This window comes from Nocardioides hankookensis, assembly GCF_042658885.1.
In the GTDB taxonomy this organism is placed as follows: domain Bacteria; phylum Actinomycetota; class Actinomycetes; order Propionibacteriales; family Nocardioidaceae; genus Nocardioides; species Nocardioides hankookensis.
In genome coordinates, this window is sequence record NZ_JBHSRJ010000001.1 from 358,949 (window position 1) to 383,092 (window position 24,144).

Consider the following 24,144-nt stretch of genomic DNA (forward strand, 5'->3'; position numbering starts at 1 on the left):
CCCCGCCTACCCTGGTCCCGAAGCCACCGGGGGGAGGAGCGTCATGGGACGCGCACGCAGTCGCGCCGCGCTGGCCGTCGCCGCGCTCCTGGGCGCCCTCCTGACGGCCGGGTGCGACGGCTCGGACACCCACGCCGACGACCAGCCGACCACCGCCGGCAGTGGTACGACGTCCGCCTCGCCGAGCGCCTCGGCGAGCGACCCGCCGTCGAGCACGCCGACCCTCGACCCGGCCCGCGCCATGGAACCGCCCGGCCCACGCACCGGTCAGATCGCCCCGTCCGACATCATCGTCACCGGCTCGAAGACGCTGGACGAGAGCGTCGTGGACGCGATCCGCCGGCTCCGCGGGGTCACCGACGTGGAGCAGATCGCGCTGGGCCAGGCCGTCATCGAGAACCGGGCGCTCAACGTCGCCGCCGTGGACCCCGCGACGTACCGGAACTACACGCCGGACGGCAGCGCCCAGACCGACGACGTCTGGGCGCGCGTGGCCGACGGCGAGCTCGCCCTCGCCCGGTCGACGGCGAAGAAGCTGCCCGTCGACGGCAACGACTTCCTCCGGCTGGGCAGCGCCGAGGACGCTCCCTCCGTGCACATCGGTGCGTACGCACCGCAGGCGCTCGAGGTGGACGCCGTCGTCAACGACACCTGGATCCCCGACCTCGACCTGACGCCCGGCAACGCACTGCTGATCCGCACCGGTGGCACCGCACCGATCACGCTGCGGCAGCCCATCAAGCAGCTGCTGCGCGGCACGGGCTCGTCGGTGCAGATGACCGACGCGATCGCCCGCTACGGGCTCGACCCCGACGTCGTGCAGACCGCGGTGGTCGTCGGCACCATCGCCGACGCGGTCGGCACCTTCCGCTACACGGTCCTCGGTGGCGGCCACATCGCGCCCGACCCGGCGTGGGTCGCCGAGCACATCACCACCCAGACCGTGCCGATCCTCGGCAACGTCACCTGCAACAAGGCGATCTTCCCGCAGCTGATCGCGGCGCTGCAGGCCGTGCAGGCCCAGGGGCTGGCCGACAAGATCCACCCCGGGGAGTACGCCGGGTGCTACTACCCGCGCTTCATCGCGGGCTCCACGACGCTCTCCAACCACGCGTTCGGCCTCGCGCTCGACCTCAACACCCCGGGCAACCAGCGTGGCACGGTCGGCGAGATGGACCGCGACGTCGTCGCGATCTTCAAGAGCTGGGGCTTCACCTGGGGCGGCGACTGGCACTACACGGACCCGATGCACTTCGAGATGAACCGCCTCGTCCGTCCGGGCTGAGTCGACCGCACCGGTCTATTCCGGCCCGAACGTGCCATGTCGCACGTCGACTGCGCTGCCTAGCGTCCTCCCCATGTCATCAGACCGCCGCCGGCTCTCCGGCCTCCCGCTCTTCCTCATCGCCGTGATCGCCCTGGTGGTCGCCATGGGTGGCGCCGCCACCGCCGGCGCGATGATCACCGGCAAGCAGATCAAGGACGGCACGGTCACGAGCGCCGACGTCAAGAACGGCTCGTTGCTCGCCAAGGACTTCAAGAAGTCCGAGCTCACCAAGCTCAAGGGCGCCACGGGTGCTGCCGGTGCGGCGGGAGCGGCGGGAGCGGCGGGAGCGGCGGGTGCCAAGGGCGACAAGGGGGACACGGGCGAAGCCGGAGCAAGCGCGTTCGCGCCGCCCCCGTCCGGGACGGTCATCAAGGGCGGGGGGATCTTGAGCGCCGGGGTGAACGCGGCCGCCGTGACGCTCCGGTCCTATGCGCCGCTCCCGTTCACGACGGCCAACAAGCTCGTGGACGTCGGCACCACCAACCGGACGCTCTGGTTCGGAGGCAACAACGCCATGCAGGCCGACGACGAGACCGACAGCACCGCGTGCCCCGGCTCGTCCTCCGAGCCGACGGCGCTACCGGGCAAGCTGTGCGTCTACATCACGATGGCGGAGAACGTGACCAACGGCAGCGGGTCGCTGGTCGCCGGCGACTTCGGTGGCACCGATCCCGCCGAGAACAACGGCTTCTACGTCACGGCCACGTCGACCGCGACCGGCGTGATCACCGTGCGCTACGTGTGGGTCTACACGGCACCCTGAGTCCCGACGTACGGCGTGGCCGCTAGCCTCGAGCGCATGCGCGCAGTCCAGGTCGTCCAGCCCACCGGTCCCGCCGACGTCGTCCTCAACGACATCCCCGAGCCCACGCCCCAGGCGCACGAGGTGCTCGTCGAGGTGCACAGCGTCGGGATCTCGTTCCCGGACCTGCTGCTGAGCAAGGGTGAGTACCAGCTCAAGCCGGAGCCACCGTTCACCCTCGGCGTCGACTTCGCGGGCGTGGTCGTGTCCGGCCCGGAGGGCTTCACCCCGGGCCAGCGGGTCGCCGGTGTCGCGGGCTACGGCAACGCCGCCGACCTCGTCGCCAGCCCTGCGGACACGACGTTCGCGCTGCCCGACGGGCTCTCGTTCGACGAGGGCGCCGCGCTGCCGATGAACTACCTGACCGCCCAGTTCGCGCTGGCCGAGCGCGGCCACCTCCGCGAGGGCGAGACCGTCCTCGTGCACGGCGCCGCCGGCGGCGTCGGCACCGCGACCATCCAGGTCGCGAAGGGGTACGGCGCGCGCACCATCGCCGTCGTGAGCACCGAGGAGAAGGCGGCCATCGCGCGGGACGCGGGAGCCGACGAGACCGTGCTCCTCGAGGGTTTCCGCGACGCGGTCAAGGAGCTGACCGGCGGGCGCGGCGTCGACGTCATCGTCGACGTCGTCGGTGGTGACGTGTTCACCGACTCGCTGCGCTCGCTGGCCACGCAGGGCCGCCTGCTCGTCGTCGGCTTCGCCGCCGGCCAGGGCATCCCGGAGGTCAAGGTCAACCGCCTGCTGCTCAACAACGTCGACGTCCGCGGCGTCGGCTGGGGTGCGTTCGCGATGATGCGTCCCGGCTACATGCAGGAGCAGTGGGCCGAGCTGCTGCCGATGATGGAGTCGGGCGTGATCAAGCCGCCGATCGGCGCGACGTACGACCTCGACGGCTTCGGCCAGGCCCTCATCGACATGGAGCAGCGCAAGACGCTCGGCAAGTCGGTCGTGCGCGTGCGCTCCTGACGGCTACGGAGCGGGGTCGACGCCGATGTCCTCGAACCAGAGGTCGGGGCGGTCGGCGATGAAGCGCTCCATCAGGTCGATGCATTCCGGGTCGTCGAGGAGCACGACCTCGACGCCGTGCTCGGCCAGCCACTCGTGGCCGCCGAAGAACGTCGTCGCCTCGCCGACGACGACCCGCGAGATGCCGAACTGGCGGACCAGGCCCGAGCAGTACCAGCACGGCGACAGCGTCGTGACCATGGTCGTGCCGGCGTAGGTGCGCTGCCGTCCGGCGTTGCGGAACGCCGAGGTCTCGCCGTGCATCGACGGGTCGTCGTCCTGGACCCGGCGGTTGTGGCCGCGCCCCAGCACGGTCCCGTCGGCGGCCACCAGGGCGCCGCCGATCGGGATGCCGCCCTCGGAGAGCCCGAGCCGCGCCTCCTCGACCGCCACCGCGAGCCACTCGCGGGCGATGTCGACCGACAGCCCGCTCATGCCGTCATCCCGACCTCGGCCGGGACCGGCGGCGTCGGCGCCGCGAGCGGCCGGAAGAGGACGGCGTACAGGACGGCCGCGAGGGCGAACCCGACGACCGGGGTCAGGTCACCGATGCCCGGGTGGGCCGAGGACACCGGACCGACGTACTTCGTCTGGTCGCTGAAGAGCCACACGGAGACGACGGTGGCGACCACGAACGCGATCGGGCCGGCCCAGTTGCGGTAGCCCAGGGTCAGCATCGCGCCGACCGACGGCGTGCCGCGGCGCAGCAGCCGGTCGGTCAGCACGACACCCAGCCACGGGGCCACCCAGTAGGCGATGACGAGCAGGAAGTTCTCGTACTTGTGGCCGGCGTCGGAGAGGCCGCTCCAGGCGATGAAGAAGCCGATGACGCCGAAGACCCCGCCGACCAGCGCGCGCCGGATGTGCGAGGGCAGCCGGATCTCGAGGGTCAGGAACGCCATCGAGCCCGAGTAGATGTTGAGGATGTTGGCGCAGACCGCGCCGAGGGCGATCGCGAGCAGCGTGAGGTCGCCGAGGACGCCCGGCAGCAGGTCGGTGAACGCGCCGGTCGGGTTGCCGAGGAACGGGTCCGGGCCCGCCGTCACCGCCGCGGCGCCGGCCAGCTCGAGCGCCGTGCAGGAGAGGAAGATCCCGAGCCCGGCGCACAGCGCGACCCGCACGCGGCTGGTCTCGGGTGCCAGGTAGCGGGAGTAGTCGGAGGCGTAGGGGTTCCAGCCGGCGGCGTACCCGAAGCTCGCGGACGCGAGCAGCATGAAGCCACCGAAGCCGCCGCCACCGCCCGGTGCGCCGGGGTCCGCCTTCGTGAACACGATGACGATCGCGACCAGGAAGATCACGGCCAGCACCGGGAACGCGAACCGCTCGAAGACGTGCACGAAGTTGTGGCCGAAGAACGCCACCACGACCTGGATGCCGACCACGACCAGCAGGCAGGCGACGCCGGGCAGGTCGGTGAGCGCGCTGAGCGCGAGGGCGCCGCTGACGCTGTTGACCGCGAACCAGCCGATCCCGGCCATCACCGAGCTGATCACCGCGGGTACGGCGTTGCCCCAGAACCCGAACGCCGTGCGCGACGCGACCATCTGCGGCAGCCCGGTGCGCGGGCCCATCGTCGACAGGTAGCCGTGCGTGATCGAGCCGAGCGCGGTGCCGAGCACGATCGCCAGGGCTGCCTGGGCGAACGAGAGCCCGAAGAAGAGCGTGCCGATCACGCCGACGAAGACGGTCGCGAACTCGAGGTTCGGCGATGCCCAGGTCCACAGCAGCTGGACCGGGGAGCCGTGCCGTTCCTCGAGGGGGATGAGCTCGACGCCGCCGGGCTCGATGGCCGCGACCTTGGTGCCGTAGTCGCGGGACTCGAGCGGCAGGTCGACGGTCTCCATGCCGGAAGTATCGCCGACCTGCCCGGGCTCAGGCGACGGGCACGTACGTGTGGATCGTGACCGTGAACGACGCGATGTCGTAGGAGCCGGCGAGACCGTCGATCAACCACGTCACGGACGGCGCGTGGTCGGAGGGGTAGACCTCGCTGTTGGGCGACACCGATACGACGTCGGTGCTCACGGTCGCGTCGCCCGTCATGGGATGGCTCGGCTCGATCGTCAGCCCGGTGTACGTCCTCAGATCGGCGGATCCGTCGCCTCCCTCGGTGGAGGGCCCACCGGTCGCGGCCACCGAGAACGTGTCGTACGGCGTGCGCCGGCCCGGGACGGGCGTGGTGAACAGCGCGGAGGAGACCCGGCAGTGCGACGGTGTGCGGTCGAAGGTCAGGCCACCCGTGAACCGGGTCGAGTCGACGGGCGGGCACGAGCTGACCTCGCACCCGAGGCAGCCGGTGGGGATGTCGTAGGTCCGGGTCGCGTCGGCTGCGAGGAGGTCGCGGACGGTCGTGCTCGGCTCGAGCTGGGCCGCGGAGACGGTCACCGCCCGGACGGGTCCGGCGATCCGGAGGTTGCCGGCGGCGTCGCGTCCGTGGACCACGCGGATCCGGTAGGTGCCCGGTGCCTGGCGGACGCCGTCCGAGTCGCGGCCGTCCCAGGTGAACCGGCCGCACGGGCCGCAGCTCGTCGGGCCGTCCATGGAACCGCCCGCCGTTCGGGGGCTGGCCGGGGTGAACCGCTCCGTGGCGACGACGTGACCGTCCCGGTCGACGACCTGGGCCCGGGATGCCGCGATCCACTCCTGCTGCTCGTTCCACGTGTCCCCGTAGTACAAGCTGTCGAAGCCGAAGTTGCCGACCACGACGTCGTCGATCACCGTCGCGTACGGGTAGACGGTGTCGCTGCTGAGCCCGAACGTGCCGACGTCGAGCCGGGTCGGGCTGGTGTCGACGACGACGCGGGCCGCGTCGGACCTGGTGGTGGCGTGGCCGGTCGCGTGGAGGACGACGCGGTAGGCCCCGTCGGCGGCGCGCTTCCCGCTGGCAAGGGTGCCGTCCCAGACGAACGACCGGGTGCCGGCCCTCCTGACCTTCGGCGCCGTCCGGACCACGGTCCGGCCCCGGTGCTGCACCTCGACGCTGACGCGCGCCGGGGCGCTGAGCCGGTAGCGCACGGCCAACCGGTCTCGGTGCCCGTCGGCGTTCGGCGAGAACTGCGAGCCCGTGCCGAGGATCCGCACCTGCGCGGCCCGCGCGGCGGGCTGGGAGCGGTCGGGCGAGGCGGCCGCGGCCGGAGCGGCCGCGAACGGCAGGAGGGCGGCAGCGGTCAGCACCGCAGCGAGACGTCGGCTCATGTCCCGTACAGCGTCCGGCAGCGACCCGGCGTTACAGGTCGCTCAGACGGCCTTGAGCGGGTGGATCGCGATGTCGCCGGCGACGGCGGGACCGAGCACCTCGAACGCCTTGGCGATGTGCGGCGTCGCCATGTGGCCGTCGAGGTCCTCCTGCGCCCGCCAGGCCTCGACGGTGACGAAGGTGCCGGGAGCAGCGGCGGACTCGTAGACGTCGTACGCGTAGCAGCCCTCCTCCTCACGCGTGGCGGCGGCGAGCTCGGAGAGCGCCGCGGCGGCCTCGGCCGACTTCGCCGGGTCGATCGGGATGGTGGCCACGACGTGGAGGGCGCCGTCAGGGATGTCGGTCATGCTCGGACCGTAGCGCGCCGACCCGAGGGCGCGACGCCCGTTCGGCCTATTCCGCTCTGCCCACCCCGGGCGGCTAGGGTCACCGGGTGAGCATTCTCGAGGACGCCCGCGAGGGCATGGACACCGCCATCCGTCCGCAGGACGACCTGTTCGGCCACGTGAACGGGCGGTGGCTCGCCGAGACGGAGATCCCGTCCGACCGCTCCAGCTGGGGCCCGTTCGTCCAGCTGGCCGACATCGCTGAGGCTCAGGTCCGCGCGATCATCGAGGACCTGGCTCGCCAGGTCGGTGAGGGCGGCAGCGACATCGACTCCGCTCTCGACCAGGACGCTCGCAAGATCGGCGACCTCTTCCACTCCTTCATGGACACCGAGACGATCAACGCCAAGGGCGCGGCGCCGATGGAGCCGCTCGTCGCCGCCGTGGCCGGCCTGCGCGACGTCCGCGACCTGGCCGCCTTCCTGGGCGAGTTCGAGCGGATCGGCGGGCACGGCCTCTTCGGGTCCTACATCGCGACGGACAGCAAGGACTCCGACCGCTACCTCTTCAACCTCGGCCAGGGCGGGCTCGGGCTGCCGGACGAGTCCTACTACCGCGACGACAAGTTCGCCGAGATCCGCGAGAAGTACGTCGGCTACCTGACCCGCCTCTTCACGCTCGGCGGTCACGAGGGTGCGGAGCAGGCCGCCGCGACGGTGCTCGCCATCGACACCCGCCTGGCGGCCGGCCACTGGGAGCGCGCCGAGACGCGCGACGTCCAGAAGACCTACAACCTGATGACCAAGGCCGACCTGGTGGAGCTGTGCCCCAGCTTCGACTGGGACGCCTACGTCACCAACCTCGGCGGCAGCGACGAGACCCTTGCCGAGGTGTGCGTGCGGCAGCCGTCGTACTTCTCGCACCTCTCGACCGTGCTCGACGAGGTGTCCGTCGACGAGTGGCGCGAGTGGCTGCTCTCCCACGTGCTGCGCGCCTCGGCGGCGTACCTCACCGACGACTTCGTCGAGACCAACTTCGACTTCTACGGCCGCACCCTCAACGGCACCCCGGAGCTGCGGGCGCGCTGGAAGCGCGGCGTCGCGTTCGTCGAGGGCGCGATGGGCGAGGCCGTCGGCAAGGAGTACGTCGCCCGTCACTTCCCGCCGCGCTCCAAGGCGATGATGGACGACCTGGTCGCCAACCTGCTCGCGGCCTACCGCGTCTCCATCGAGGCCCTCGACTGGATGACGGACCAGACCAAGCAGCGGGCCTACGAGAAGCTCGACAAGTTCCGGCCCAAGATCGGCTACCCGGAGAAGTTCCGCGACTACTCGACGCTCCAAGTCTCGCGGGACGACCTGCTCGGCAACGTCGCCGCGGCGTCCGCCTTCGAGACCGACCGGGAGCTGGCCAAGATCGGCTCGCCGGTCGACCGCGACGAGTGGTTCATGCTGCCCCAGACGGTCAACGCCTACTACAACCCCGGCACCAACGAGATCTGCTTCCCGGCCGGCATCCTGCAGCCGCCGTTCTTCTCGCCCGAGGCCGAGGCCGCCGAGAACTACGGCGGCATCGGCGCGGTGATCGGCCACGAGATCGGCCACGGCTTCGACGACCAGGGCGCGCAGTACGACGGCGACGGCAACCTCAACGACTGGTGGACGCCCGACGACAAGACCGCCTTCGAGGTGAAGTCGAAGAAGCTGATCGAGCAGTACGACGCGTTCGAGCCGCGCGGCCTGCCGGGCGAGCACGTCAACGGCGCCCTCACCGTCGGCGAGAACATCGGCGACCTCGGCGGCCTGACGATCGGGCACACGGCGTACCTCATCGCCTGCGGCGGGGCCGCGCCCGCCGACGACCGCCGGACCCTCTTCATGAACTGGGCCTACTGCTGGCGGACCAAGCGTCGCAAGGAGCAGGACCAGCAGTACCTCACCATCGACCCGCACAGCCCGCCGGAGTTCCGCGCCAACATCGTGCGCAACCTCGACGAGTACCACGAGGTCTTCGAGACCGCCTCGGGTGACGGCCTCTGGCTCGACCCCGAGGACCGGGTGCGCATCTGGTGATCTCGTTCGAGTGGGGGCCGACGGGCGCAGCGGCCATCGCGGCGCCGACGACGGTCGTCGTGGACGTGCTGTCGTTCACGACCACGCTGACGGTCGCGGTCGAGCGCGGGATGACGGTCTTCCCGTTCCGCTGGAAGGACGAGCGGGCCGCGACGTACGCCGCCGAGCGCGACGCGGTGCTCGCCACGGGTCGCTCGCTGCGCGACGGGGTCAGCCTGTCGCCGGTGTCGGTCCGGGCTGCCGTCGGCATCGAGCGGCTGGTGCTGCCGTCGCCCAACGGCTCGACCATCAGCCTCGGGCTCGCCGAGGCCGGCGTGACCGTCGTCGGCGCCTCCCTGCGCAACCGGCTCGCTGTGGCGCGCTGGTTGCACGCGCGCGGCGGCGACGTGGCGGTCGTCGCGGCCGGTGAGCGGTGGCCGGACGGCACCCTGCGGCCGGCGGTCGAGGACCTGTGGGGTGCCGGCGCGGTGATCTCCGGGCTGGTCGACCTGGGTGCCGCCGACCTCTCGGCGGAGGCGCGGGTGGCTGAGCGGGCGTTCCGGGCGGTCGAGCCGCGACTGCGGGCGGAGCTGCTGGGCTGCGCCAGCGGCCGGGAGCTGGTGGAGATGGGCTTCCCCGAGGACGTCGAGGTGGCCGCCGAGCTGGACGCCAGCTCCGTCGTACCGGTCCTGACGTCGGACGCGTTCGGGTCAGCCTGACCGACGGAGGGTCGTGTGCCCCAGCACGCGCCATGGGACGTCCTGGGGCACACGACCGTGTGATCCGCCAGCACGCACCCCGTGTCGCGCGCTGGCGACGATGAGGAGCGGGCGGGCCGGCGCCAGATACATCCCTGTCGGACGGCGCTGGTAGACAGGCACCATGCCGACGACGACCGACGTGCGCGCCAACGCCGAGGCCCACCTGCGGGCGCTGGTGGGGAGCGACGACGCCGCCCTGCGCGAGGACCAGTGGTCCGCGATCGAGGCGCTGGCCGTCGAGCGGCGGCGGGCCCTCGTGGTGCAGCGCACGGGCTGGGGCAAGTCGGCCGTCTACTTCGTCGCCACCCTGCTGCTGCGCGACCAGGGCGCCGGTCCGACGGTCATCGTGTCGCCCCTGCTCGCGCTGATGCGCAACCAGATCGCCGCTGCGGAGCGGGCCGGCATCCGGGCGGTCACCATCAACTCCACCAACATGGAGGACTGGGAGCCGATCCAGGAGGCGATCCGCGCCGGCGAGGTCGACGTGCTGCTGGTCAGCCCGGAGCGGCTCAACAACCCCGGCTTCCGCGACGAGGTGCTGCCCCGGCTGGCGGCGACCTGTGGCCTGCTGGTGGTCGACGAGGCGCACTGCATCTCCGACTGGGGCCACGACTTCCGCCCCGACTACCGTCGCATCCGCACGCTCCTTCACGACCTGCCCGAGGGCATCCCGGTGCTCGCGACGACGGCCACCGCCAACGCCCGCGTGACCGACGACGTCGCCGAGCAGCTCGGCAGCGCCGGCACTCTGGGCGACGTCCTCGTGCTCCGCGGCACCCTCGACCGCGAGTCGCTGCGGCTCGGCGTCGTCCGGCTGAAGACCCCCGAGCAGCGGCTCGCCTGGCTCGCCGACCACCTCGCGGAGCAGCCCGGCTCCGGCATCGTCTACTGCCTGACGGTCGCCGCCACCCAGGAGGTCGCCGACTACCTGCGCTCGCGCGGGCACGAGGTCGCGGCCTACTCCGGCCAGACCGAGCCGACCGAGCGTCAGGCGCTCGAGCAGGACCTCGTCGATGGCCGGGTGAAAGCGCTGGTCGCGACCAGTGCGCTGGGCATGGGCTTCGACGCGACGCTCGGGTTCGTGGTCAACCTCGGGGCGCCGTCGTCGCCGGTCGCCTACTACCAGCAGGTCGGCCGCGCCGGCCGCGGCACGTCGGAGGCGACCGTCGTGCTGCTGCCGGCGATCGAGGACCGCGACATCTGGGCCTACTTCGCCTCCCTCGCCTTCCCGCGCGAGGAGCAGGTCCGGCGGACGCTCGAGGTGCTCGCCGAGGAAGGTCGCACGATGAGCACGGCGACCCTGGAGACCTACGTCGAGCTCAACCGCAACCGCCTCGAGACCATGCTCAAGGTGCTCGACGTGGACGGCGCCGTACGTCGCGTCCGCGGCGGCTGGGAGTCCACCGGGCAGCCGTGGGTCTACGACGAGGAGCGCTACCGACGGGTGACCGAGGCGCGCGAGCGCGAGCAGCGCGCGATGCTCGACTACATCGCGACCGACGAGTGCCGGATGCGCTTCCTGCGCGAGCAGCTCGACGACCCCGAGACCGCCGACTGCGGCCGCTGCGACAACTGCGGAGGACTGGCGATCGCGGCCGATGTCTCCGCCGCCGCGGTCGAGGAGGCCGAGGCCCGGCTCGCGCGCCCCGGCGTCGTCGTCGAGCCCCGGAAGATGTGGCCGACCGCGCTCGCCAACCTCGGCGTCGACCTGCGCGGCAAGATCGGCGAGGCCGCGGAGGAGGGGCGCGCGGTCGCCCGGCTCACCGACCTCGGCTACGGCAACGCGCTGCGCGAGCTCTTCGCGACGGCCACCCCGGACGGTCCCGTCCCGGTGCCGCTCGTGCGCGCCGTCGTCGAGGTGCTCGGCGACTGGCGCCCACCCGTCGACGGCATCGTCGTGGTGGAGTCGGCGACCCACCCGGTCCTCACCGCCGACCTCGCCGACGGGCTGTCGCGCTACCTGAAGGTGCCGGTCGTCGGCCGCTGGGCGATCGTCGACCCGGACGTCGCGCCCGGGCAGGGCGCTGCCAACTCGGCCCAGCGGATCGCCGCGGTCGGGCGCCGCTGCGACCTCCAGGCCGACGTCCCCGACGGCAGCCGGATCCTGCTCGTCGACGACCGCGTCGGCACCGGGTGGACCCTGACCCTGGCAGCTCGGGCGATCCGCAACGCCGGCGCGGCCGAGGTCCGGCCGCTGGTCCTCGCCACGCAGTCCTGAGGTCGGATGTAACGCACGCACGGCCCTGGACGCTGTTGTCGTCATGAGAACTGTTGCCCGGCTCGTCCTGCTGGTCGCCCTGGTGGCCTTCGGCCTGCCCGCCGTGGCTTCCTCGTCGGCCTCGGCGCAGGCAGCGAGCGCCCCCGCCGTGTCCGGTCGAGTGCTGACCAGGGGCGGTCAGCTGACGTCGTTCGCCGGCCACGCGCAGCTGCTGCGCTCGACGCTGTGGTGTCAGGGAACCTTCTCGCCGGACGGGGCGATGATCGCGTCGGTCGTCGAAAGCGTCTCCTACGGTTGCGCGCGCGGCCGGATCCGGATCCAGAGGGCGCACGGCGCGACGGCCTCGGTCTCGGTCCCGGCCGGCAACATCAGGGGTATCACCTGGTCTCCGGACGGGAAGCAGCTCGCCGTGGTCGTCACGCACGACAACACTGCCGCGCTCTACGCCGTCCGGGTCGACGGCTCGGGCACGCAGCTGCTCTACTCCGGATATTGGACCGATGCGGGGAGCCCCGAGGCCGAGCCCGCGTGGAGCCCGGACGGCTCACGGATCGCCTACGTCGGCTGGTCGCCGGTCGGCCACGGCCAGATCTACACCGTGCCCGCTGCCGGAGGCACGCCGGCGCCGTTCAACACGCCGTACGTCGATGCCGGTTGCGACTACGAGTCGGTGCCGTGTCGAAAGCTCACCTTCAGAGCGCCTCGGTGGTCACCCGACGGCACGAGACTCCTCGTCAACGCCTCCGACACCACCTGGGACACCCCCACCCACCCCGAGTCGTGGAGCTCGTCGGCGGCGATCCTGACCGAGGGCGCGACCGAGCCGACCGCGGTCAGGTCGATCGCGACGTCGGACGAGCAACCGTGGGCGCAGTACAGCGCCGACTACCTGCCCGTCTTCTGGTCGGCGGACGGCTCGTCGGTGCTGGTGCCGAACCTCGTGCTTCGCAGTCCCTGGTCGGTCGACAGGAGCTACACCCGCACGGAGATCGTCTCCGGTCGGGTGACGGGTGTGGTGCGGGGCGAGGTCTACGACTGGCAGCCGTGCCCGACCGGGACGTGCGTCAGCTGGCCCCGTGCAGCGAAGCCTCGTGTGGCGTTCACGGCCTTCTGGAAGCGCACGGCGTTCAAGCACCTCCGCATCGCCGCCAAGGTCGCCCCGCGGCAGCAAGGGTTCCTGCGCGTCGAGATACAGGTCGCGGCCCGGGGTCGGTGGATCCCCTACCTGAGCAAGGACATCGACATCAGCAGCGGGCGGGTCACGCGCACCGCGATGGCCAGCCGCGACGATCCGCCGGGAGGCGCCTGCCGGGCGGTCGCGACCTACCGCCAGGTCTTCCGCAAGGTGGTGAGGGTCGGATGCTGAGAAACGTCGTCCGGCTCATCCTGCTCGTCTCGCTGGCGGCCTTCAGCCTGCCCGCCGTCGCGGCGTCGGCCGCAGCCCCCGCACCGACCGCTCGTTCGGGGCACCTGCTCATCGAGGGTGGTGTGTTCAAGGTCCCCGGAGGCAGCCGGCCGCTCACGTTCCGGTCCTGGTGCCAGCCGACGGTGTTCTCGCCTGACGGCTCCATGCTCGCGTCGGGCACGTGGCTGCGGTCCGGCTGTCGCGCCAGCACGATCGTCATCCGCCGCGCCCACGGCCCGACCACCGAGCTCCCGCACCTCTCCGGCGGCGTCGCCACCTCCATCTCCTGGTCCCCGGACCAGACCCGGCTCGCGGTCTACCTCGCGAACAACACCGGCGACGAGATCTGGATCGCGAACGTGGACGGGTCGGGCGCCACGAAGGTGTACGACGGGGACGACGGAGCCATCCGACTCGAGTCGGACACGGTCAGCTGGAGCCCGGACGGCTCCCGGCTCGCCGTCTCCGGCACCGACAAGGTCCACCTCGCCGACCTGACGAGGAGCGGGCGTTCGTTCATCGCGCAGCTCTACACGATCCCTGCGGTGGGCGGGACGCCGCAGCCCTACAACACTCCGGACGTCGATCCGTCGTGTGCGGCGTCGCGGGAGTGCCACTCCGTGCGGTACGGCGCCCCACTGTGGTCGCCCGAGGGCGCGGCCCTCCTCGCCGACGCGACCGACGTGACGTGGCGGGCGGCGGGAGGCATCAGTGTCTCGACGGCCGCCGCCACGGTCGCCGAGACCGCCACGGCGCCGGATCGGCTGCGGACGCTTCGGCAGGTCTCGTACCCGGCGACCGCTCGGCCGAACATCGGGACGCCGTCCTTCGCCCACTGGTGGTCCGCCGACGGCCGGACCGTGATCTCCGCGACCGCGCCGCCGGCCGGTGTCCCGGACCTGCCCGGCCTCGAGCCCTATGCCTACATCGACGTCGCCACCAAGCACGCGAAGCGGGTCGGCCCGCCGCGGAGCGTGGTCTACGACTGGCAGCCGTGCCCGACCGGCACCTGCGTGGTGTGGCCGACGAGCCGGATCCCGAAGGTGGCGATCACCGCCGTGCACCCCGCAGCCGGCGAGCACCAGCCGCTCAGGGTCGTCAGCGCCGTGTCGCCCCGTCAGCCGTCGGACCAGGCACGGATGTGGCTGGACGTGCGCCGGGGTGGCGAGTGGAGGCCGTTCACCTACACGTTGGCCCGGCAGAGCAGCCGCGGCCGTCTGCTCGCGTACTTCTACGACCGCCCGAAGTCCGGTCCGTGCCGGGTCGTGGCGACGTTCCTCCTGCAGTCCGACGTCCGCCGGGTCAGGTGCTGAGAGGCACCCTCGGAGGGCGCCGGATCCCGGTTGCACGGATGAAACAAGCGGCACGTAACCTTCCCCGGTGATCCACGCCTCCGTCCTCGCCTACTTCGCCGACGACCCGACCCGCAGCTACCAGCTCATCCAGTGGCTGCCGGTCCTGGAGCAGCTGGACCAGCACCATCCCGTGGCGGTCGTGGCGAGGGACGCGAGCACGGTCGCGGTGCTCGAGAAGCGGACCGAGCTGCCGATCACGCTGGCGCCGTCGTTCGCCGAGCTGCACGAGCTGTACGCCGAGTCGGACGCCAAGGTCGTCCTCTACTGCAACAACTCGATGCTCAACTTCCAGTCGCTCCTGGACAGCCGCAAGCTGCACGTGCACATCAACCACGGTGAGAGCGACAAGCAGAGCATGGCGAGCAACAACGCCAAGGCCTACGACCGGGTGTTCGTCGCCGGCGAGGCCGCCGTGCAGCGTCACGAGGCCGGACTCCTGGAGTTCGACACCGACCGCCTGGTGCGGATCGGCCGGCCGCAGCTCGACCTGCGCCCGCCGGCTCTGCTCGAGCCGACCGAGCTGCGGACCGTCCTCTACGCGCCGACCTGGGAGGGCGACGCGGAGTACAACGACTACACCTCCGTCGACACGATCGGCGCGGACATCGTCCGCGCCGTCCTCGACGTGCCCGGTGTGCGCCTCGTCTACAAGCCGCACCCCAAGGTCACGACCAGCAAGGTCGAGGCGATCCGCGACGCGCACCAGCAGATCCTCGGCCTGGTCGCCGCCGCCGGTGGCGAGCACTGTGCGGTCACGGCGGGCGACATCCTCGCGGTGATGCCGGACTGCGACGCGATGATCACCGATGTCTCCTCGGTCGGCCTGGACTGGCTCTACCTGCGCACCGAGAAGCCGATCTTCATCACCGACCGGCACCACGACGCCGAGCGGCTCCGGCAGGAGGTGCCGGTCAGCCGCTGCGCCGACGTGCTCGACGAGGTCGACGTCGCCGGGCTGACCGCGCTGCTCACCGCCCGCCTCGAGCTCGACGAGCACCACCTGGCGCGGGTCGCGATGCGGCACCACTACTTCGACGACCACCAGGTCGGCGACAGCACGACCCGCTTCCTCGAGTCGGTCTCCGAGCTGGTCGCGCTGCGCGACCGGCTGCTCGGAGCCGACCCGACGGGCGAGGCCATCACCGCCTAGGACACTAGACACGCTCCATCCGGTCCTCGGCGGCCATGTGCTCGTAGTAGTCCCGCGACCGGCCGCGCCGGTCGGTCATCGCGAGCAGGCGCAGGCCCGCCGGCTCGACGGTGCGGGCGCTGAGCCAGGCCAGGGCGATGCTGGGTACGGCGACCAGGACGGCCGAGACCAGGAAGAACCCGCCCGGGCGGCCCTCCGGCAGGAAGCCGTGGCTGCCCAGGAACCGCATGACCGGCTCGTGGATCAGGTACACGCCGTACCCGAGGGTGCCGACCCAGACCAGCGGCTTCCAGTCCCAGGCGCGTGACCAGGGGCCGCCGTGGAGCACGATGCCGGCCAGCGCGGTGGCGACCGCGGCGGCGTACAGCGGGTGCCACCACTCGCCGGCGGTGGTCCCGAACGGACGGCTGAGCACGAGCGCGACGAGGGCGGCGACGCCGGTGACGCCCAGGGCGATGCGGGCCGAGCGACCGAGGCGTACGCCGGCCGCGACCAGCACGGCCAGGCCCATCCCGATGGCGAAGTCGGCACCGCGGGTCAGCGGGGAGAACCACACCGACCAGTCGGTCTCGGGCTGGTGGGTCACGGAGGCCCAGGTCAGGTAGGCGACCGACGTGACCGCGCAGAGCGCCGGCAGCGCGGAGGCCACGGCGAGGCGGCCGCGCCGCATCCGGCGACGCTCCATCAGCCGGTAGACCAGTGGGACGGAGAGCGCCATCAGCAGGTAGAAGTGGAACTCGACCGCGAGCGACCACGCCGGACCGTCGGTCCAGAAGATGTACTGGTCGCTGTAGACCTGCGTGAAGGTCAGGTGCAGCAGCAGGTCCTGCCAGTGGCCGGGCAACGACGGGTTCGTCGTCACCCACACCACCAGCACGATCGCGTAGTAGAGCGGGAGCAGCCGCGCCATCCGACGCATCAGCAGCACCCGCCCGGGTCGGGCGGCGACGCCGTGGGCGCAGGCCAGCGCGATCGGCATCCAGAGCACCAGGCCGGACAGCACGAAGAACATGTCGACGAAGAGGTCCGTGCCCAGCATCAGCTGGTGCGCGGTGCCGCTCCAGGGCCACGTCGACTCGGGGCCGGTGCGGTTGTACTGGTAGGCGTGGAAGGTGACGACGGCCAGCGCGGCCAGCCCGCGCAGCCAGCCGAGCGGGAACGGCGAGGGCCGGGCCGGGCTCGGCAGGTCGGAGCCGCTCGGTGCGGCGTCACCGTCGATCGTCGGGTCGGTGGTCCGGGTGGGGTCGGTCGTGGGACGGGTCAGCTCGGTGACGCTCATGCGGCGACCTCCTCGGGCTCGGTGTCGGTGGAGTGGGCGCGGCCGGCGCTGCGCGGGGTGACCACCCAGCGGTGCTCGCCGCGCAGCTGCTTGAGCTGCGCGACCCGGTTCACGATGTTCTTGAGCTCGGTGTAGAACGCGATGTTGGCGAACGCCGACGCGACGAACCAGCGCGGGTGCCGGCGCAGCTCGGGGGTCGCGAGCCGCCAGGCGGCGATCGTCTGCAGCGGCCCGGAGGCCGTGGTCAGCAGCGTCAGCAGCAGGAAGATGGGCGACGTCAGGTCGAGACCCCCGTCGCGCCAGGCCAGGAAGCCGAGCAGCGGCCAGGTGAGCAGCGAGATCCACGGGTAGATCTCCCGCCAGCCGAGCAGGTGCACGACGCCGAGCCGCTGGCGCAGGGTCAGGCCGGGCTGCGTCACGATCGGCATGAGGTGCCGGATCGAGACCTGGAACCAGCCCTGCGCCCAGCGCATCCGCTGGTTCCAGAGCGCCTTCGTGGTCTCGGGCGCCAGCTCGCGACTGACCAGCCCGGGGTCGTTGACGATCCGGCCGCCAGCCTCGAGCACGCGCATCGACGACTCGATGTCCTCGGTGAGGAAGGAGCCGCGCAGCCGGATCCGCTCGAGGGCGGAGGTGCGCCAGTAGCCGTTGGAGCCGCCGAAGATCCCGAACCCGAAGAGCCGGGTCCGGCCCGGGTGGGCGACGGCGTAGATCTGCTCGAACTCGACGGCGATCAGCTTCGCCAGCGCCGAGTCGTCGCCGTTGCGGATCACGCAGTGGCCCTGGACGACGTCCGCGCCGTCGGCGATCCACCGCCAGGCGCGGTCGAACGCGCCCGCCATCGGGTGGTGGTCGGCGTCGAAGATGCCGACGAACTCGCCCTCGGCGACGCGCAGCGCGGCGTTCACGTTCTGCGCCTTCGAGGTGCTGTCCGGCACCTTGAGCACGGTCAGGTCGCGGTGCTCGGCGGCGAGGGCGGCGAGCTCGTCCTCGACCTCGAGCGCGATCGGAGTGTTGTAGGCGACGACGGTCTGGAGGCCGCCGTCGTACTCCTGGCTGAGGAAGGTGTGGATCGTCTCGACGATGGTGTCCGCCTCGTTGGGCAGGTACGCCGGGATGATCGCCGTCGCCCGCGGGGCAGGGCCGGGAGGGGCGTCCGGCACCGTCGGCGGGTCGACCGCGTGCGAGCACTCGGCCCAGATGGTCCCTGCGGTGATCGTGAGGGCAGCGACCAGGGCCCAGTAGACGGGAGTCGAGATGTCCAGCCCGACGGCGTACAGCCCGACGAGCGCCAGGAACGGCACCACCAGGCAGCCGAGCGTGGCCCAGACGACCTGGCGGCTCGCGGACCACCAGCTGACGACGGGGTGCCGCTGGCGGACGTGGGCACCGCTCGAGCGTGGCTGCAGGTCGCGGCCGCGCACCGACTCCTCGGCGGCCGAGGCCGCGTGGTCCTCGGCGGTCTGTGGGTCCTGCTTGCGGGAGATGTGGGCCCAGCCGACGCCGAGGTCGACGACGCCGTCGCGGTCGGTGACGCCGTCGAAGGCCTCGACGGCGTGGTAGGCCATCTCCTGGAGCCGCACGGGGCGGGCGTCGCGGTCCTCGCGGCGCAGCCGGAGGGTGAGCCGGGCGTCCGGCGTCGCGGCGACGACCTCACCCGGGTGCAGGTGCAGGGTCATCCGCGCGGCGACCCGCTCGACCACGTCGAGGGGCGGCCGGACGCTGGCGGTGACGTCGTCGCCGGGAGCGGCGAAGACGGGGTCGATGACGGCGATGATCTCGCGCGGGCGGTCGGGGGTGACCGCGGCGAGCGGTCGGCGTACGGGTGGCTCGACGACGTCCTGCGTCGAGCCGACCCGGCCCTGGGTGTGCGCCATGCGAGAGGCGCGAGGGTCGAGGGAGAGGGACACGGGCGTGACCTTTCGGGTATCGGCGGACCGGCCGCCGGGTGAGGCGGCGCGGGCGGTGCGATGCCGGCGGGCCCGCGATGGCGGGCGCTCGGAGACCGGCGGAAAGGCGCGCTGCGTGAGTCGCGCTCGTCCATCCACCGTGTCGAGAGTCGGGTGCCCGACGCAAGTCGGGAGCGACGTGCTTCGAGTCACGCGATGGTCGTCACAGGCCGTTTCCCGCTCAACCCCGGGGCGCGTTCACACGATCTTCATCGCGCGCTCAGGCTGGACCGTTGGTAGAACGCGTTCTAGTCTGCGGCCATGGACAGACCTCTGCGCGTCATCCAGTGGACGACCGGCAACATCGGCCGGCGCTCGCTGCACGCCATCATCGGCCGCCCCGACATGGAGCTGGTCGGCGTCTACGCCCACGGCGCCGACAAGGTCGGCAAGGACGCCGCCGAGCTGTGCGGCTGGCCGTCGCCGACCGGGGTCCTGGCCACCGACGACATCACCGCGCTGGTCGCGCTGGGCGCCGACGCGTGCTGCTACAACCCGCTCTGGCCGAGCATCGACGAGCTCTGCACGCTGCTCGAGTCGGGCGTGAACGTGTGCACCTCGGCCGCCTGGATCACCGGCGGCAAGCAGACGCCCGAGGACCGCGAGCGGATCGAGAAGGCCTGCGAGAGCGGCCAGGCCACGATCTTCGGCAGCGGTGCCCACCCCGGCATGACGAACCTCGTCGGCATGGTGCTCAGCGGCTCCTGCGAGCGGGTGGACGAGATCCGGATCACCGAGTCGGTCGACTGCTCGACGTACGAGAGCGCCGAGACGCAGCGGGCGATGGGCTTCTCGCTCGACCCGGAGACCCCCGGCCTCGCCGAGTCCGTACGCCGTGAGAGCGAGGTCTTCGCCGAGTCCGCCGCGATGATGGCGGACGCGCTGGGCGTGACCCTGGACCGGATGAGCTTCGACGTCGAGTTCACCGCCGCCACCGGCGACAGCGACCTCGGCTTCATGACGATCCCGGCCGGCACGGTCGGCGGCGTGATGGGCTACCACCGTGGCTGGGTCGGCGACCGCAACGTCGTGAGCGTCGGCTTCAACTGGACGATGGGCGAGCACGTGGTGCCGCCCAAGCCGCTCCAGCACGGCCACGTCATCCAGGTCTTCGGCGTGCCCAACATGCGCACCGTCCTGCACTGCCTGCCGCCGAAGGACTGGTCCGAGGGCTTCATGGACCTCGGGATGATCTACACGGCGATGCCGGTCACCAACGCGGTGCCGTACGTCGTCGCCGCGCCGCCCGGCATCGTCACGCTGGCGGACCTACCGCCGGTGACGGGGCGGGTCGCCCTGGCGTGAGAGTTTCATCGGCCGGCCGATGAAACTCACGCTTGGACGACAAAGGTTCATCGTCCAAGCGACAGGTTTGTCGGCCAGCCGATGAAACTCTTCGTCGGGCTCAGTGACCGACCATGAGCGCCGGGTCGACCTGGTGCTCGATCTTCTTGCGAGGCAGGAAGAACGCCGGGACCAGCACCAGTGCGACCAGGACGGCGCCGACCAGGAAGACGTCGCCGTAGACGTCGGCGGTCGCGCCCGGGATCTCCTCGGGCGGCGTGGAGCCGGTGATGCTGTCGAGGAGCCCGTTGGTGAGCAGCACCGTGAAGACGGCGGTGCCGATCGAGGCGGCGACCTGCTGGACGATGTTCATCAGCGTCGAGCCGCGGGCGATCGTGTGGTCGCGCAGCGTGGCCAGCGCCGACGACATGATCGGCATCATCGTGCCGCCCATGCCGAGGCCCATGACGAAGAGCGAGAGCATCAGGAACGCGTAGGACGTGGTGTCCGTCAGCGTCGAGAACATGCCGAGCCCGATGGCGGTGACGCTGATGCCGACGAGCACGATCTTGCCGGGACCGATCTTGTCGGCGAGCACGCCGGCGATCGGCATCGTGATCATCGCGCCGAAGCCCTGCGGCGCCAGCAGCAGGCCCGCGTGCAGCGCGTCCTCGCCGCGCACCTGCTGGAAGTAGAGCGGGAAGAGCAGCCCGGCGCCGAAGAACGAGATCGCGAAGAGCGACATCGCGACGATGGCGATCGTCATGTTGCGGTTCTTGAAGAGACGCAGGTCGATCAGCGGGTGCGCGTTGTGGCGGTTGAGCGCCCACGGGATGAAGCCGACGATCAGGACCGTGCCGATCACGACCGGCACGACGACCTTGGTCGCGAAGAACGTGCCCGTCTCCGGGATCGTGGAGATGCCGTAGAGGAAGAGCGCGAGGCCGGGGGAGAGCAGCACCATGCCCAGCCAGTCGAAGGACTCGGAGGGCTGGACGTCGTCCTTGGGCAGCGCGATCGCGGCGTACACGATCGCGGCGATGCCGATCGGGACGTTGATCAGGAAGATCCAGTGCCAGCTGGCGACATCGATCAGCAGGCCGCCCAGGATCGGGCCGAAGATCGGGCCGAGCAGCATCGGGATCCCCATCACGGCCATCACGCGGCCGATCCGCTCCGGGCCGGCAGCCCGGGTCAGGATCGTCATGCCGAGCGGCATCAGCATGCCGCCGCCGAGACCCTGGAGCACCCGGAAGGTGACCAGCATCGGCAGCGAGGTCGCGAGGGCGCAGAGCGCGGATCCGAGGGCGAAGAGCACGATCGCCGTCAGGTAGAGCCGCTTGGTGCCGAACCGGTCGGCGGCCCACCCGGTCAGCGGGATCACGGCCGCGAGCGCCAGCGTGTAGCCGGTCATCGTCCAGGCGACCTGGGCCGCGGTGGCGTCGAAGACCTGGGTGAACGTCTGGAGGGCGACCGAGACGATCGTGATGTCGAGGATCGACATGATGGCCCCGAGCACGACCACGCCCGCGATCACCAGCACCTGGCGGTCCAGCTTGTCGGAGGCGGCCGGGGTGGGCTGGGTGGGGGTCTCGATGCTCACCCAACGAGGCTAGGTGGACCCGCCGACAGGGTCATCCGACTTTCGTCTCCGGCCGGGGTGGTCTTGGTCACCAGGTGAGTGCAAGAACCTCGCGAGCCGAGCGTCAGCCGAGGCCGGCGGTCAGGTCGCCGAGCACCCGGCGCTGGCCGGCGAGCAGTGAGGACAGGGCCGGCGGTTTCGCGCCGAAGGTGCGCACGTCGCTGTGGATGATCAGCACGACGTTGCCGATCCGGACCGCGAGACGGCTCTCGCTCTCGGACCCGGTGCGCTTCTGGGCGAGCTGTGCCTCGTCGCCGAGCCCGCTGACGGCCCGCACCGGACCGGGCCAGTTGATGTCCGAGGTGCGCAGGTCGACCAGCTGCCGGTGCGCCTCCTCGGCCGCGCTCCGACCGTCCTGGGGCGCGACGGCGAAGGTGTCGACCGCCAGCAGCCGGTCCGTGTCGGGGTCGTCGAGCACGTCGTGCCACGCGCAGGTGGCGGGCGCCGGCAGGTCGGCGCTGCGGAAATCGAGGGAGCGCAGGGTCGCCGGCCGCACGGTGGTGCACAGGTCCCCGACCTGCTCGGGACGGACGTCCCCGTCGGCCCAGGCGGGCTCGGGCTGCTGGCCCGGCAGTGGCGGCATCGCCGGGGCGCTCGCGTCCTCGGCCGCGTCGGGCAACCGGTAGGCGTCGAGCCGGGCGCCGACCTGGCGCACCAGGACGTCGTCGGTCCAGCCGTACGTCGCGTCCTCGTCGTACGGGATCCGGCCGAGGGCCACCTGGTCGGTCGGGTCCCGCGGGTCGGCGCGGCCGACCCAGACCCCCGCGGTGGCGTCGGTCGTCGTCGAGCCGAGCGGGCGGAACAGGGTGAAGATCCGTCCGGCCTGCTCGCCCGCCACGTAGAGCTCGTCGTCGCTGCGCCAGAGCTGCTCACCCGTGTCGGGGTCGAAGCCCCGGAAGAGCGGTGCCGCGAGGGCGCTGGTGGAGTACGAGACCACGAGCACGCCGTCGAGCACGCCGAGCACCTTCGGGTCCGTGTCCATCTGACGTCCGACGTACGCGCCGGGGCGGCCTCGGTCGTCGTAGCTCCGCAGCACCCGGTGGCCGCGCTCGGTCACGTCGAGGATCAACGGGTCGGTCCAGACGACGGCGTCGACGCCGCTGTGGGCGGGCATCGCGTGGGTCCACAGCCGGCGGTCGGAGTCGGCGTCGGCGAGGCTCAGGATGTCGGTGGACCTGTCGACCACGGCCTGGAGACCACCACCGACCGCCACGTCGTGCGTGCAGTCGCCGCGCCGGCGGAAGGGCTCGGGCAGGACCGCACCGGACCGGAGGTCGTAGCGGCGCAGCTCGTCGCAGGGCACCTCGACGGTCAGCGTGCGGGCGCCGACGTGCACGGGCCGGTCGGCGTACGCCGGGTCGAGCGGCGACGGTCCCTGCGCCAGGGGTGCCGTCCAGGTGAGGCGGCCGGTGGCCACGTCGATCACCCCGGCGGCGTCGCAGCGGCCGGTCGAGGCGAACAGCAGCCCGCCGAGCCCCGTGGCCCCGAGCTCCGGGGAGACCGCGCAGACCGACCCCAGTCGCGCGGGCACCTGCAGCGTCCACGCCGGGTCGCCGGTCGCGAGGTCGAACGCCTGGAGGCCGCGACGGCCCACGACCACGACGGTGTCGTCGGTGCTCCAGACGTCGAGCTCGCCGTGCGTCCGGTAGGCGAAGGTGTCCTGGGGGACCGGCTTCGCGGCGGGCCCGAGGGCGGTCGACCAGTCGGCCGCCAGCTGGGCCGGCGCCGCGGCCGAGGGCGACCGGTCGGACGACGGGTCGCCGTCGTCGCTGCCCGTGCACCCGGACGCCAGCAGCAGCGCGACCAGCGTCGCCGCGGCCAACCCCCGTGAGCCCATGCCCGGGATCTGCCCCCGGAGGTGATGGCCGAAACCGGGCCCGGGCTCAGCCCAGCTGGGCCTCGATGGCGCTGACGATGCTGGGGTCCTCGGGGACGACGCCGGGGCTGAAGCGCGCGACGACGGAGCCGGACCCGTCGACGAGGAACTTCTCGAAGTTCCACTGCACGTCGCCGGTCTCGCCCTTCTCGTTGGGCGTCTCGACCAGGCCGCGGTAGATCTCGTGGCGGTCGTCGCCGTTGACCTCGATCTTCTCGGTCATCGGGAACGTCACGCCGTACGTCGCGGAGCAGAACTCCTGGATCTCCTCGGCGGACCCGGGCTCCTGGCCCATGAACTGGTTGCAGGGCAGGCCGACGACGGTGAAGCCGCGGGCGGCGTACTTCTCCTGGAGCTCCTCCAGGCCGGTGTACTGCGGCGTCAGGCCGCACTTGCTCGCCACGTTGACCAGCAGAGCCGGCTTGCCGCCGGTGAGCTCGCCGAGCGTCGCGGCGGTGCCGTCGAGCCGGGCGATGGAGGAGTCGAGGATCGTCATGACTACGAGCGTAGAGGCAGGA

19 protein-coding genes are annotated in these 24,144 nt (G+C 71.8%); 10 read left to right on the forward strand and 9 right to left on the reverse strand.

What is annotated here, in order from left to right; translation table 11 throughout:
* Nucleotides 1-43 precede the first annotated feature (43 nt).
* The 3 genes from ACFPYL_RS01635 to ACFPYL_RS01645 all read left to right on the forward strand — a co-directional run bounded on the left by ACFPYL_RS01635 (nucleotide 44) and on the right by ACFPYL_RS01645 (nucleotide 3,095).
* Nucleotides 44-1,285 (forward strand): M15 family metallopeptidase, encoded by a 1,242-nt coding sequence (locus tag ACFPYL_RS01635; protein ID WP_379149674.1) that lies wholly within the window; start codon nucleotides 44-46, stop codon nucleotides 1,283-1,285.
* 73 nt (nucleotides 1,286-1,358) lie between these two features.
* Complete coding sequence (locus ACFPYL_RS01640) at nucleotides 1,359-2,090, forward strand: hypothetical protein (protein ID WP_379149676.1); 732 nt, start codon at nucleotides 1,359-1,361, stop codon at nucleotides 2,088-2,090.
* A 36-nt stretch (nucleotides 2,091-2,126) separates the two neighbouring features.
* The gene (locus ACFPYL_RS01645; protein WP_379149678.1) at nucleotides 2,127-3,095 is read left to right on the forward strand and encodes an NADPH:quinone oxidoreductase family protein; all 969 of its coding nucleotides are present in this window, start codon (nucleotides 2,127-2,129) and stop codon (nucleotides 3,093-3,095) included.
* Nucleotides 3,096-3,098: 3 nt separating this feature from the next.
* Here ACFPYL_RS01645 and ACFPYL_RS01650 read toward each other — a convergent pair whose 3' ends face one another.
* The 4 genes from ACFPYL_RS01650 to ACFPYL_RS01665 are packed head-to-tail and all read right to left on the reverse strand — an operon-like array spanning nucleotide 3,099 to nucleotide 6,677.
* On the reverse strand, nucleotides 3,099-3,569 hold the full coding sequence (locus tag ACFPYL_RS01650; protein ID WP_379149679.1) for a nucleoside deaminase: 471 nt from the start codon (nucleotides 3,567-3,569) through the stop codon (nucleotides 3,099-3,101).
* Nucleotides 3,566-4,978, reverse strand: coding sequence for a purine-cytosine permease family protein (locus ACFPYL_RS01655; protein ID WP_379149681.1), 1,413 nt, complete (start codon nucleotides 4,976-4,978; stop codon nucleotides 3,566-3,568). Before ACFPYL_RS01655 ends, ACFPYL_RS01650 begins: the two co-directional genes overlap by 4 nt.
* Before the next feature lie 28 nt (nucleotides 4,979-5,006).
* Nucleotides 5,007-6,329, reverse strand: coding sequence for a FlgD immunoglobulin-like domain containing protein (locus tag ACFPYL_RS01660; RefSeq protein WP_379149683.1), 1,323 nt, complete (start codon nucleotides 6,327-6,329; stop codon nucleotides 5,007-5,009).
* A gap of 42 nt (nucleotides 6,330-6,371) precedes the next feature.
* On the reverse strand, nucleotides 6,372-6,677 hold the full coding sequence (locus ACFPYL_RS01665) for a putative quinol monooxygenase (RefSeq protein WP_379149685.1): 306 nt from the start codon (nucleotides 6,675-6,677) through the stop codon (nucleotides 6,372-6,374).
* A gap of 86 nt (nucleotides 6,678-6,763) precedes the next feature.
* Here ACFPYL_RS01665 and ACFPYL_RS01670 point away from each other — a divergent pair, with 86 nt between their 5' ends.
* The 6 genes from ACFPYL_RS01670 to ACFPYL_RS01695 all read left to right on the forward strand — a co-directional run bounded on the left by ACFPYL_RS01670 (nucleotide 6,764) and on the right by ACFPYL_RS01695 (nucleotide 15,596).
* On the forward strand, nucleotides 6,764-8,728 hold the full coding sequence (locus tag ACFPYL_RS01670; protein WP_379149687.1) for a M13 family metallopeptidase: 1,965 nt from the start codon (nucleotides 6,764-6,766) through the stop codon (nucleotides 8,726-8,728).
* Nucleotides 8,725-9,426, forward strand: coding sequence for a 2-phosphosulfolactate phosphatase (locus ACFPYL_RS01675; protein WP_379149689.1), 702 nt, complete (start codon nucleotides 8,725-8,727; stop codon nucleotides 9,424-9,426). The genes ACFPYL_RS01670 and ACFPYL_RS01675 overlap by 4 nt, the downstream gene beginning before the upstream one ends.
* 163 nt (nucleotides 9,427-9,589) lie before the next feature.
* Entirely contained in the window at nucleotides 9,590-11,686 is a 2,097-nt protein-coding gene (locus ACFPYL_RS01680) for a RecQ family ATP-dependent DNA helicase (RefSeq protein ID WP_379149691.1), read from the forward strand.
* A 43-nt stretch (nucleotides 11,687-11,729) separates the two neighbouring features.
* Nucleotides 11,730-13,052 (forward strand): hypothetical protein, encoded by a 1,323-nt coding sequence (locus ACFPYL_RS01685; protein WP_379149693.1) that lies wholly within the window; start codon nucleotides 11,730-11,732, stop codon nucleotides 13,050-13,052.
* Nucleotides 13,046-14,404, forward strand: a complete 1,359-nt coding sequence (locus tag ACFPYL_RS01690) for a TolB family protein (protein WP_379149695.1) — start codon at nucleotides 13,046-13,048, stop codon at nucleotides 14,402-14,404. Before ACFPYL_RS01685 ends, ACFPYL_RS01690 begins: the two co-directional genes overlap by 7 nt.
* Before the next feature lie 67 nt (nucleotides 14,405-14,471).
* Nucleotides 14,472-15,596, forward strand: coding sequence for a CDP-glycerol glycerophosphotransferase family protein (locus ACFPYL_RS01695; RefSeq protein ID WP_379149697.1), 1,125 nt, complete (start codon nucleotides 14,472-14,474; stop codon nucleotides 15,594-15,596).
* Nucleotides 15,597-15,600: 4 nt separating this feature from the next.
* Here the strand turns inward: ACFPYL_RS01695 and ACFPYL_RS01700 are convergent, their stop codons facing one another.
* Both ACFPYL_RS01700 and ACFPYL_RS01705 read right to left on the reverse strand, forming a co-directional pair.
* Complete coding sequence (locus ACFPYL_RS01700; RefSeq protein WP_379149699.1) at nucleotides 15,601-16,875, reverse strand: acyltransferase family protein; 1,275 nt, start codon at nucleotides 16,873-16,875, stop codon at nucleotides 15,601-15,603.
* The gene (locus ACFPYL_RS01705) at nucleotides 16,872-18,752 is read right to left on the reverse strand and encodes a glycosyltransferase (protein WP_379149701.1); all 1,881 of its coding nucleotides are present in this window, start codon (nucleotides 18,750-18,752) and stop codon (nucleotides 16,872-16,874) included. Before ACFPYL_RS01705 ends, ACFPYL_RS01700 begins: the two co-directional genes overlap by 4 nt.
* 333 nt (nucleotides 18,753-19,085) lie before the next feature.
* Here ACFPYL_RS01705 and ACFPYL_RS01710 point away from each other — a divergent pair, with 333 nt between their 5' ends.
* On the forward strand, nucleotides 19,086-20,129 hold the full coding sequence (locus ACFPYL_RS01710; protein WP_379149703.1) for an NAD(P)H-dependent amine dehydrogenase family protein: 1,044 nt from the start codon (nucleotides 19,086-19,088) through the stop codon (nucleotides 20,127-20,129).
* Nucleotides 20,130-20,229: 100 nt separating this feature from the next.
* On the opposite strand, the gene ACFPYL_RS01715 is transcribed toward ACFPYL_RS01710, so the two are convergent.
* The 3 genes from ACFPYL_RS01715 to ACFPYL_RS01725 form a co-directional block, all read right to left on the reverse strand.
* On the reverse strand, nucleotides 20,230-21,711 hold the full coding sequence (locus ACFPYL_RS01715; RefSeq protein WP_379149705.1) for a DHA2 family efflux MFS transporter permease subunit: 1,482 nt from the start codon (nucleotides 21,709-21,711) through the stop codon (nucleotides 20,230-20,232).
* Nucleotides 21,712-21,814: 103 nt separating this feature from the next.
* The gene (locus tag ACFPYL_RS01720; RefSeq protein ID WP_379149707.1) at nucleotides 21,815-23,587 is read right to left on the reverse strand and encodes an outer membrane protein assembly factor BamB family protein; all 1,773 of its coding nucleotides are present in this window, start codon (nucleotides 23,585-23,587) and stop codon (nucleotides 21,815-21,817) included.
* A 46-nt stretch (nucleotides 23,588-23,633) separates the two neighbouring features.
* A complete protein-coding gene (locus ACFPYL_RS01725; protein WP_379149709.1) occupies nucleotides 23,634-24,122 on the reverse strand; it encodes a glutathione peroxidase in 489 nt (162 codons plus the stop codon).
* Nucleotides 24,123-24,144: the final 22 nt, after the last annotated feature.